The sequence below is a fragment of the Streptomyces sp. NPDC002265 genome, from assembly GCF_040296125.1.
Classification (GTDB): Bacteria; Actinomycetota; Actinomycetes; order Streptomycetales; family Streptomycetaceae; genus Streptomyces.
Genome location: NZ_JBEOWS010000381.1, coordinates 1 through 8,828, shown reverse-complemented (window position 1 = coordinate 8,828; position 8,828 = coordinate 1). Strand labels below are relative to the sequence as shown.

Annotated in this window: 6 protein-coding genes; 1 reads left to right on the top strand and 5 read right to left on the bottom strand. The window is 72.9% G+C overall.

The genetic code is table 11. The annotated features are described in order from the left end of the window. Positions 1 to 17: 17 nt before the first annotated feature. The 5 genes from ABT085_RS39795 to ABT085_RS39775 form a co-directional block, all read right to left on the bottom strand. Positions 18 to 2,867 carry an NHLP bacteriocin export ABC transporter permease/ATPase subunit gene (locus tag ABT085_RS39795; RefSeq protein ID WP_351619898.1) on the bottom strand — a complete coding sequence of 950 codons (2,850 nt, stop codon included), beginning with the start codon at positions 2,865 to 2,867 and terminating at the stop codon, positions 18 to 20. A 1-nt stretch (position 2,868) separates the two neighbouring features. After that, positions 2,869 to 5,091 (bottom strand): NHLP family bacteriocin export ABC transporter peptidase/permease/ATPase subunit, encoded by a 2,223-nt coding sequence (locus ABT085_RS39790; protein WP_351619895.1) that lies wholly within the window; start codon positions 5,089 to 5,091, stop codon positions 2,869 to 2,871. Then, complete coding sequence (locus tag ABT085_RS39785) at positions 5,088 to 5,894, bottom strand: HlyD family efflux transporter periplasmic adaptor subunit (RefSeq protein ID WP_351619892.1); 807 nt, start codon at positions 5,892 to 5,894, stop codon at positions 5,088 to 5,090. Before ABT085_RS39785 ends, ABT085_RS39790 begins: the two co-directional genes overlap by 4 nt. 170 nt (positions 5,895 to 6,064) lie before the next feature. Further along, the gene (locus ABT085_RS39780; protein ID WP_351619889.1) at positions 6,065 to 6,280 is read right to left on the bottom strand and encodes a type A2 lantipeptide; all 216 of its coding nucleotides are present in this window, start codon (positions 6,278 to 6,280) and stop codon (positions 6,065 to 6,067) included. A gap of 475 nt (positions 6,281 to 6,755) precedes the next feature. Next, positions 6,756 to 7,169 carry a PaaI family thioesterase gene (locus tag ABT085_RS39775; protein ID WP_351619887.1) on the bottom strand — a complete coding sequence of 138 codons (414 nt, stop codon included), beginning with the start codon at positions 7,167 to 7,169 and terminating at the stop codon, positions 6,756 to 6,758. Between the two features lie 187 nt (positions 7,170 to 7,356). On the opposite strand from ABT085_RS39775, the gene ABT085_RS39770 reads away from it, so the two are divergent. Next, entirely contained in the window at positions 7,357 to 8,748 is a 1,392-nt protein-coding gene (locus ABT085_RS39770; protein ID WP_351619885.1) for a S1 family peptidase, read from the top strand. The last annotated feature ends 80 nt before the right edge of the window (positions 8,749 to 8,828 follow it).

Here is an 8,828-nt window from a genome sequence, read left to right as displayed (position 1 = left end):
CGAGCGCTTCTGTGGGTCTAGGCGAGCTGTCGCCTGACCAGTTCGTGCAGCGGTCCGCCGGTGTCCGCGAGGAGCTCGGCCGGCGGGCCCTGCTGGGCGACCTTGCCGTTCTCCATCACGATCACCCGGTCGGCGTCCAGCACCGTGGACAGCCGGTGCGCGATGACCACCCGGGTGGCGTTGAGGGCCTTGGTGCTCTCGATGACCGTGCGCTGCGTCTCGTTGTCGAGGGCGCTGGTCGCCTCGTCGAAGAACAGGACGCGCGGCCGGCGGATCAGCGCCTGGGCGATCATCAGCCGCTGGCGCTGCCCGCCGGAGATCGCGCCGCCGCCCGAGACGATCGTGTGCAGGCCCATCGGCATCCGCCTGATGTCCTCGGCCAGCCCCGCCAGCTCGGCCGCCGCCATCGCCTCCTCGGGCGTGTACGGCTCGGTGCCGCAGATCACGTCCAGCAGGGAGCCGGTGAACGGCTGGGCGTGCTGGAGCACGACACCGCACTGCCGTCGCACCGCAGAGGGATCCAGCGCGGCCAGGTCCTGACCGTCGTACAGGACACTGCCCGAGACCGGCCGGTCGAAGCCGATCAGCAGCCGCAGCAGCGTCGACTTTCCGCACCCGCTGGGACCGACGACCGCCACGAACTCGCCCGGCCGCACCTCGAACGACACGTCGTCCAGGACGAGCGGACCGTCGTCGGCGTAGCGGAAGGACAGCCGCCGGGCCTCGATCGCGCCGGACAGCGGGCCCGGCCGGGTGGCGGCCGCGCGGGCCTCGGGGGCCGCGTCCAGCACCGGCCTGATCTCCTCGAACAGCGGCAGCGCCGCCACCGTGGAGACGAAGGCGCCGGTCAGTTGCGTGACCGAGGTCAGCAGCATGGTCACCGACGTGTTGAACGTGAGGAACCCGGCAGCCGACAGCGAACCCCGCGCCGGACCGGCCAGCAGCATGAACATCAGCAGGGTGCACACCGGCAGATAGACCGCGCCCAGCACCGCGTTGAGGTTCTTGATCCGGCCCAGCCGCTGCTGCAGCTCACGGCTGCGCGCGAACTGCGCGGCCCAGGCCGCGTAGGCGTAGTTCTCCGCCGCCGCCACCCGCAGCTTGGGCAGCCCCCGCAGGGTCTGGAACGCCTGGTTGTTGAGCTTGTTGCCGAGCACGACCAGGCGCCGCTGCCAGCGCACCTGCCACAGCCCCAGCCCCAGGAACACGGCCGCGATCACCACCAGCATGCCGATCGCGGCGAGCGCCATCGGCACGCTGTACCAGAGCAGCAGCCCCAGGTTCATCGTGCCCACCGTGACCGCCTGGGCGACCGTGGGCCCGACACCGGCGAGCAGCCTGCGGATCGCGCTGACGCCCATCGCCGCGCTCGCCAGCTCACCGGTGGAGCGCTCCGCGAAGAACGCCGTCGGCAGCCGCAGCAGCCGGTCCCAGACCGCCGGTTGCAGCGTCGCCTCGACCCGCCCCTCCAGGCGCAGGATGGTCAGGTTCTGCAGCAGGGTGAAGGCGGCCGCGACCACGCTCGCCACCATCAGCGCAAGACAGACCTGCACGATCGGCCCCTGCCGCGCCTGCGGCACGAACTCGCCGAGCACCCTGCCGGTGGCCACCGGCACCAGCGCGCCGATCGCGACCGTGACCAGCCCGCCGAGCAGCAGTCCGGTCAGGTCGCGGCCGGTGCCGCGCATGCTGAACCGCAGCAGCCCCAGCGGGCCGAGCCGGCGCTCGGGCAGCGGACGGTAGAACATCACCCCGCGCGGCTCGAACTCCTGCGCGTTGGCCTTCTCGACGGGTGTCTCCCGGCCGGTCGCCGGATGGACGGCGACATATCCGCCGCGCCGCCACAGCAGTGCCACCGGCGCCCCCGACAGCGAGCGGTGGCCCACCAGCGGGCCGACGTCGTCCCGCCACCAGGCGCCCTCCAGCCGCACGGCCCGGGTCCGCACCCGGGAGGCCAGGGCGACCTGCTCCACCGGGTCCAGCCGGTCGCCGCCGGTACCGCTCGGGACGGTCGCGGCCAGGGTGATCCCGGCCGCCCCGGCCACCAGCCGGCACGCCGCGAGGGTGGCGTCCGCGTCGGCGGCCGTGGTGCGCCGCCCGCGCCTGCCGATCGAGGCGAGCAGCGTCCGGTCGGCCTGGGCGCGGACCGCCTCACCGGCCTTGATGCCGGCGGCGGTACGCGTCTCGTGGGTGCGCTCCAGCTCCTCGATCCAGCGGTCCAGCGTGGCCAACAGCCGGTACTGCTGGTCGACCATGCCCTGCCACAGCGCCGGGTCCACCAGCAGGTCGGCGGCCGCCTCCGCGCCGTACAGCGAGCCGTACTGGACACTGCCGGGCGGCACCTGCATCCAGAAGACCTCGTCGTCCTGTGCCGTGCCCGGGTGCACCCGCACGGGGCCGCCCCCGTCCTCGGCGGCCCGCTCGGTGGCCATCGGCGCCTGGAACAGGACGGACAGCGCCCGGCCGACGCCCAGCGCCAGGGCGTACTCCAGCGGGCTGCCGGCCGGCGGGACGTACTGCGGATTGCCGTACGCGTCGTACGACCAGGTCTCGGTGGGCGGCGGCTGGTACAGCTCGCGCAGCCCGATGCGGCGCACCACGCAGTCCCTGACCGGCCGGGCGACCAGGGTGTGCTGGGGTCCGGGGACCGGGCCGAGCAGCAGCGCGCCCGCCTCCAGCCGGCCCAGATGGTGCCAGTGCCCCTGCTGCGCCGCGTCGACCGCGAACAGGTCCAGCGCGCCCGCCGCCACCAGCCACAGCACCTGCGGCCCCGCCAGATCCAGCCGGGCCCGGCCCGCGCAGTCGACCGGCGTGCCCAGCGTGCCGAGCGCGCCCAGCACGAGGTCGCCGTCCGCGACGGAAGTCATCTCAACGCTCCCTGACCAGCGCGGCGTACGCGCCGCCGCGCGCCACCAGCTCCTCGTGCCGCCCGCGTTCCACGATCACGCCCTGCTGGAGTACGACGATCTCGTCGCTGTCGCGCACGGTGCTCAGCCGGTGCGCGATCACCACACAGGCGCAGCCGCGCCGGCGCAGGTTGTCCATCACGGTCAGCTCGGTGCGCGCGTCCAGCGCGCTCGTCACCTCGTCCAGCACGAGGATGCTGGGCCCGCGCACCAGCGCCCGCGCGATCTCCAGCCGCTGCCGCTGGCCGCCGGAGAAGTTGCGGCCGTCCTGCTCGACCCGGCTGTGGATGCCGCCGGGGCGGCGCATGACGACGTCGTACAGCGCCGCGTCCCGCAGCGCCCGCACCACGGCGTCGTCCGGGACCGACGGGTCCCACAGCGCCACGTTGTCGCGGACCGTGCCCTCGAAGAGGAACACGTCCTGGTCGACGAAGGACACCGACGCGGCCAGCGCCCCGCGCGGTATGTCCTCCAGCCGCTGCCCGTCGATGCGGATCACCCCCTCCCACGGCGTGTACAGGCCCGAGATCAGCCGGGACACCGTGGACTTGCCGCTGCCCGAACCGCCGACCAGCGCCACCTGACGGCCCGGTCCGACACTCAGGTCGAAGCCCGACAGCAGCGGCTTGTCCAGCGGGCTGTAGCCGAACGTCACGTCCTCCAGCTCGACATGGCCGTGCAGCCGGCGCGTGGAGTCGGCGCCGCCGCCGCGGCCGTGCAGCGGGTCCGGCCGGAAGTTCTCCACGTCCTTGAGCCGGGCCACGTCGGCCGCGAAGTCCTGGATGCGGCCCGCGACGCCGTTGAGCCGGGTCAGCGGGGCGGTGAAACGGGCCACCAGCGCCTGGAAGGCGACCAGCAGGCCGACCGAGAGATGTCCCTCGATGGCCCGCAGGCCGCCGATCCACAGGATCAGCGCGCTGTTCAGCATCGCGAGCGTCGGCGCGACCACTCCCAGCCAGGCACCCGGCACCCCGAGCCGCTGCTGCTCCTCCAGGGTCGTGGCGTGCTGACCGGCCCACTTGCGGAAGTAGCCGTCCTCACCGCCGGTCGCCTTCATCGTCTCGATCAGCTGAAGGCCCGTGTAGGCCGTGTTGGTCAGCCGGGCGCTGTCGGCACGCAGCTTCGCCGTCCGGGTCGCCCGCAGCCGGACCACCACCCGCATGGCGACGACGTTGAGCAGCGCCACACCGACGCCGACGAACGTGAGCTGCGGGTCGTAGGTGTACAGCAGGACGGCGTACAGCACCACGACCACCGCGTCCACGCCCGCCGCCGCGAGGTCCCGGGACAGCGTCTCGGCGACCGCGTCGTTCGACTGGAGCCGCTGGACGAGGTCGGCGGGGCTGCGCTGGGAGTAGAACGTCACCGGCAGCCGCAGCAGATGGCGCAGGAAACGGGCGCTGGAGAGGGTCGAGGAGATGATGCGGCCGTGGTGCAGGTTCGCCTGCTGCAACCAGGTCAGCACCACCGTGAGCAGCACGCATGCCGCCATGGACGTGAACAGCACACCCAGCAGCGAGGTCTGATGGCCGATCAGGAACAGGTCGATGTAGGTACGGCCGAGCGCGGGCACCGCGGCGCCGACCAGCACCAGCAGCAGGCTCGCCAGCACGGCGGCGGGCAGGGTGCCCGCGGTGCCGCGCAGCCGGGCGGGCATCGCGCCCCACACTCCCGGCCGGCGCCCGCCGCGCTCGAAGCCCTCGCCGGGCTCCAGCACCAGCACCACACCGGTGAAGCTGCCGTCGAACTCCTCCATCGGCACAAAACGGCGGCCCTTGCCGGGGTCGTTGACGAACACCCCGCGGCGGCCGAGGCGCCGGCCCATGCCGTCGTAGACGACGTAGTGGTTGAACTCCCAGAACAGGATCGCCGGGGCCTTCACCTCGGCGAGGGCGGCCAGGTCCATCTGCATGCCCTTGGCCGTCAGGCCGTAACCGCGCGCCGCCTTCAGCAGGTTGCCGGCGCGTGAGCCGTCGCGCGAGACGCCGCAGGCGATGCGCAGCTCCTCCAGCGGGACGTGCCGGCCGTAGTGGCCGAGGACCATGGCGAGGGAGGCGGCGCCGCACTCGACGGCCTCCATCTGGAGGACGGTGGGGGTACGGACGGTCTTCGCGCCCGCCCGGGGGACCTTGCGGGCGGGCGGTGCGGCACGGCGCCTGCGCCGGGTGTCCTGTGCGGTGGTCACGGCAGCAGCCAATCGACGGGACGCCGGTCGGCCAGCCGGATCGAAGCCGTGGCCAGGGTCATGGAGGTGAGGACGTACGGCGGTCCGTCCGACGAGGACCACCGCAGACCGCTCTTCGTCGTGGCCGCCCGGTCGAGCCGCACGGTGACGGCGACCGGCCGGCCCTTCCCGGTGAACTGCTCGCCCAGCTGGCCGTCCCCGAGGAACGCGGCGATCTGCTGCGCCGACTGCGCGGACCGGTCGACGGACTTCACATGCCCGCGCAGTACGCCGTACTGCTGGGCCGGCACCGTCTGGACGGTGAGGTCGACGGGCGCGCCCGCGGGAACCGATGCGGCGCTCTCGGCCGGGACGTACACCGTCGCGTACAGCGGGTCGTCGGCGTGGGCGACCTTCTCCACGACGGCGACGCTCTCGCCGGTGCGGACGATGTGGCCGACGGTGGCGGCGAGCGCGGTGACCCGGCCCGCGGCGACCGCCCGGACGACCGTGTCGCCCTGCTCCGTACGGACCTTCAGGACGGGGGCGCCGGCCGGCAGCCGTACGCCCTCCGTGGCGAGGACCGCGGTGACCTGGCCGGCCGCGGGGCTCTCCAGTACGTAACTGCCCTCGCCGTGGGTGAGGATCGCGGGCGCGCCGACCGTGGAGGTCACCGAGCCGGTCGTCGCCCACACGGCGGCGCCCGCCAGCGCGAGCACCGTCACGGCGAGCACGAGCCGGCCCTGCGGGCGGGCGAGACGTACGGGGAGGTCGAGGTCCTCGGGCGACTGGTGCCTGGCGAGGGCCTGTTGGCGGAACTGCAACGGAATTCCCTCACCTGTCGGGGGGTTTCACGGCGCCGGTTCAAGGCGCCGGATCGCGGAGCCGGTTCACGGCACCCGTCCACGGCACCCGGCGGCACCGGTTCACGGCACCCGACGGGTCCCGGAGCCGGGGGGCGGCTCCGGGACCCGACGGACGCGGCAGGCCGTGGTCAGAGACCGGCGACCAGGCCCATGACCGGGGCGGTGTTCAGGCCGGTGACACCCTCGACGGTGCCGACGGCCGTGTTGGCCAGACCGGAGATGGGGGCGACGCCGTCCACCAGGCCGGTGACGGTGCCCAGGGCGTTCAGGGACAGACCACCGGAGACGTTGTCGAGCTCGGCGTCGGAGATCTCGGCGGTGGCGACCTGGGGGGTGGAGTTCATGACGGAACTTCCCTTCATATGGATATTCACAAGGGGGAGTGCGGGCCCCTGTGGGGGAAGGGGCGGCCGCAACCGCGGGCGCCGGGCGCCCCGCTCGGGGAGCCCCCGGCGGCTTTCGCGGTGCCAGGATCAAAGCAGCTCCACAGCCCGCCGATCCACCTGATCACCCGCCCTCACCTGCGCAATCGAGGCTGACAGGTGGTCAACGGTGCAGGCCCGGGCACGGCTTGTCGGCGACTTCTTCACAGCCCCCCACGGCATCGGCGCACACCGCCCCTTGCCGACCCGCATCCATCGGGCACTCCGCAGCCCGAAGCCCCGGGAGCCTCAGGCGGATGTGCAGATACGCCCGCGCCCGTGACCCGGCTGGGCACGGGATGTGCAGATTCGCCGAAGCCGGGATTCCGCCCCGCATTCGGGACGGAGCGCGATCACGCGGTCACCCGGAGTGCCGGATCGGGGGTGTGGGGCCGGGTCAGCCCAGCAGCGCGTAGACGGTGCTCGCGCGGGCCGCCAGTTCACCCGAGCGCTCGGCGGTCATCGTGATGTCGGCGAACGCCATCCGGCGGCCCAGCTTGGTCAGCACCGCCTCGACCAGGACGTCCGAATCCGTCACCGCCCGCTGGAACGACGTGGACTGCTGAACCGTCGTCATCGGCCCGTAGCCGTCCCGCGCCGCCGAGACGGCGATCACGGTCGCGGTGTCGGCCGCCGCCATCAGTGCCTGCCCCGAGAGTCCGCCGCCCTCCCTGGCCAGCTCCGCCGACCAGGGCAGCCGCAGAGTCGCCCGGTCCTCCGCCAGGGACACGACGGACAGACCCAGGGCGAGGACCCAGGGGGCGAAGTTGTCGGAAAGGATCTTGTCTGCCTCGGCAATGGTCATCGTCATGCCTCGATTGTTCCCGGAGCCCGCTCATTTCGGCCCGTCGACCAGCCGATTCACCTCCGTGCAAAGGAAGTTGCGAAACGGAATTGAACGCCCCGCCTGTCCCGCCCGTACCTACAGCCATCCAGGCGCCGCAGTACGAGCTGCCGGCCGGCAGCGCAGACCCCGTCCCCCCAGGAGGTCGAGAAGTTTGAGTCACAAGCGAAATCCGAAGCGCAAGGCCGTGATAGCGGCGGGCGGCGTGGCGGCACTCGGAGCGGCGGCCCTGCTCCTTCCGAACGCCATGGCCTCCCAGGACGGTGCGTCGGACGCGGCTGCCCCGAAGACCCTGAAGGCTGCGGACGCCACGAACCTCGCCACGCAGCTCCAGAACCTGCTCGGCGACTCCTTCGCCGGCTCGTACTACGACAGCGACAGCAAGCAGCTCGTCGTCAACGTCGTCGATGTCTCCGGTGACAAGAACAACGTGGTGGTGCAGGCCGAGAAGGCCGGTGCGAAGGTCCGTCAGGTCGAAAACAGCACGGCCGAACTGTCCGCCGCCGCGCAGACCCTGAAGACGAAGGCCACCATCCCCGGCACCGCCTGGGCCGTCGACCCCAGAACGAACAAGATCCTCGTGACCGCCGACACCACGGTCACCGGTGCAAAGTGGAACCGGCTGGAGTCGACCGTGCAGGGCCTCGGCTCGGGCATGGCCACCATCAAGAAGTCCGCCGGCACCTTCAAGACGTTCGTGTCGGGCGGCGACGCCATCTTCGGCGGCGGAGCACGCTGTTCTCTCGGCTTCAACGTCACCGCGAGCGACGGTTCGCCCGCCTTCCTGACGGCCGGTCACTGCGGTGTCGCCGCCGAGCAGTGGTCCGACGCGCAGAACGGCCAGCCGATCGCCACCGTCGACCAGGCGGTCTTCCCCGGCGACGGCGACTTCTCCCTCGTCAAGTACGACGACGCCACCACCCAGGCGCCCAGCGACGTCAACATCGGCGGCGGCCAGACCGTCCAGATCCTCCAGGCCGCCGAGGCCACGGTCGGCGCGCAGGTGTTCCGGATGGGCAGCACCACCGGCCTGCACGACGGCCAGGTGCTCGGCCTCGACGCCACGGTGAACTACCCGGAGGGCACGGTCACCGGCCTCATCCAGACGGACGTCTGCGCCGAACCCGGCGACAGCGGCGGCTCGTTGTTCACCCGGGACGGCGGCGCGGTCGGCCTCACCTCGGGCGGCAGCGGCGACTGCACCGCGGGCGGCGAGACCTTCTTCCAGCCGGTCACCACCGCGCTGACGGCGACCGGCGCCACCCTCGGCGCCGCGGGCGCCGGAGCCGGTGACCAGGCAGGTGCCGGTGACCAGGCAGGTGCCGGTGACCAGGCCGGAGCCGGAGCCGGTGACCAGGCAGGCGGTGGCGACGCGGTCGGCGGTGCCGCCGACCCGTCGGGCGCTGCCGACCCCTCGGCCACCGCCGACCCCTCGGCCACCGCCGACCCGTCGGGTGCGGCCGACCCGTCCGGCGCGGCCGACCAGAACGCCGCCGGCCAGTACGCCGGCCAGACGTCCCAGCACCACAAGAAGCACTCGCGCTGACCAGGACCCACTGACCGGACGGGCACCAGCGGTACCGGCCGGCGGTGGAACGGTCCGGCCCTCCGGCGGGAGGGCCGGAC